This window comes from Acinetobacter sp. YH12098, from assembly GCF_013419235.1.
In the GTDB taxonomy this organism is placed as follows: Bacteria; Pseudomonadota; Gammaproteobacteria; order Pseudomonadales; family Moraxellaceae; genus Acinetobacter; species Acinetobacter amyesii.
On record NZ_VPAO01000092.1, the window covers coordinates 1 to 1,649 of the forward strand.

1 protein-coding gene is annotated in these 1,649 nt (G+C 32.6%); it reads right to left on the reverse strand.

Annotation, left to right across the window (positions count from 1 at the left end; translation table 11 throughout):
• Window positions 1-144: 144 nt before the first annotated feature.
• On the reverse strand, window positions 145-1,428 hold the full coding sequence (locus FTU38_RS16655) for a hypothetical protein (protein WP_180111892.1): 1,284 nt from the start codon (window positions 1,426-1,428) through the stop codon (window positions 145-147).
• Between the last annotated feature and the right edge of the window lie 221 nt (window positions 1,429-1,649).

Genomic DNA, 1,649 nt, shown 5'->3' on the forward strand with positions numbered 1-1,649 from the left:
GTGGAACGTGAAAAATCATAAAAAAAGCCCGAACAGGGATGTTCGGGCTATCAACTAGAAACTACAGCATTGATTTCTATAGATAATTATAACGCATTTCGTATAAGGTGTATTATGTTAATTTTAGCGAAACTCAATAATAAATTATTTCTTCTTTGGCTTCATGCATGAGGGTTTTGATAGGCTCACTGGTTGGTTTAAATTGTGTGCCTTAGCTCCTTGTTCTAAAAGGACCTTTAAACTTTTTTCAGAATTTTTAGGCTGCTTATTTTGAGCATTCTTCTTTGGCTGTGGTGGCGATGCTTTTTTCTGAGCTTTTACTGACTGCTCAACTTTATTTTGTTTACTTGTAGGCTTGTTTAATACGGCTGTTTTTAGAGACTTTAGCCATGAGTATGCGTGAGGATCTAACTTCAATAAATGTTCAATCATTTCATTACGTTTAGCTTTATCCATCTTAGAGATAATGCTTTTAAGATCAGCATTAATTGATTGATTTGTTGCACCTCGTTCACTAGCTTTTTCATACCACTCATGCCCAAGTGTATATTGGTACGTTTCCATATAAATAGCGCCTAATAAAGTACAAGGACGATAATTATCTGGAGTTAAATTATGAGCTTTGGATGCATTATCAATCGCGACTTTAACCTTGCGAAGATCACGTCTAACTCCACCAAGAGTAGTGAAATACGCAGATAATAATTTTTTATCCTTGATACCATTAGTGGAAATTTTTTCTAAAAATTCTTCTGCTTCAAGACTTTCCTGACACTTTCTTAATTGACTGCTAGCATTAATAGCATTCCAAATGTTCTTGGTGTTCTTTGCATATTCCTGCAAATAATAATTAGCTTCTAATCGATGAAATTTATGACGAACTTTGGCAGTAAAGAATTTTTTACCTATTGTATTTAACCAAACAGCCTCATCTTGAGAAAGTCTTGTTTCATTTTCTAGCTTATTCAAAATTTCAGAAAGCTCTGTAGGTGATGCCCCTGATAGATATTCATTAATGTCGTATTTTTTTAGTAATGCTTTTTCTTTTTGCTTTGCAATATAAACAGGATCTGACTCAAGCAACTTTTGTTTTTCAATAGCTTCCAGTCTCAACTTCTCCTGACGAATTTTTTCCTCAGCTACTCTTTCTAATTCAACTTTATGTCTAATTTTTTTCTGAAAGTCTGGCAGGAAACCGCTTAAAGATCTGAGCATATACTCATGAATATATACTTCCTCAAATTTACTTAGGCTTTGTTTCTCTTCATATTTTTTTACAATGTCTTTTAAACGGCTAGGTATTAAAAGATCTGACTTTAATGGATCTAAAAAATATTGTTGGCACAAATTTAAGAGTTTGCTCTCGAAAGTATCTAAATCTTTATCAGTAACTTTTGCCTGTAACAGTAAAGCCTTTCCCTCAGTCATAATAGAAATCTTATTCGAATCAAAAAATTATCTCAGTATAAAGAAAAAATGCCTGTATCTCACTTATGTTTATTTTCCATTTAACATAATGGCGGTTATACGAAATTTGGATGTTAGAAACCATTTAAATTAATGAGTTATTGAATAAGTAAAACCCTCTAAGTAGACTTTTAGAGGTTGTAAATCTAGGAAAAAGCTAAAGATGCCGTTGATTGAGTATT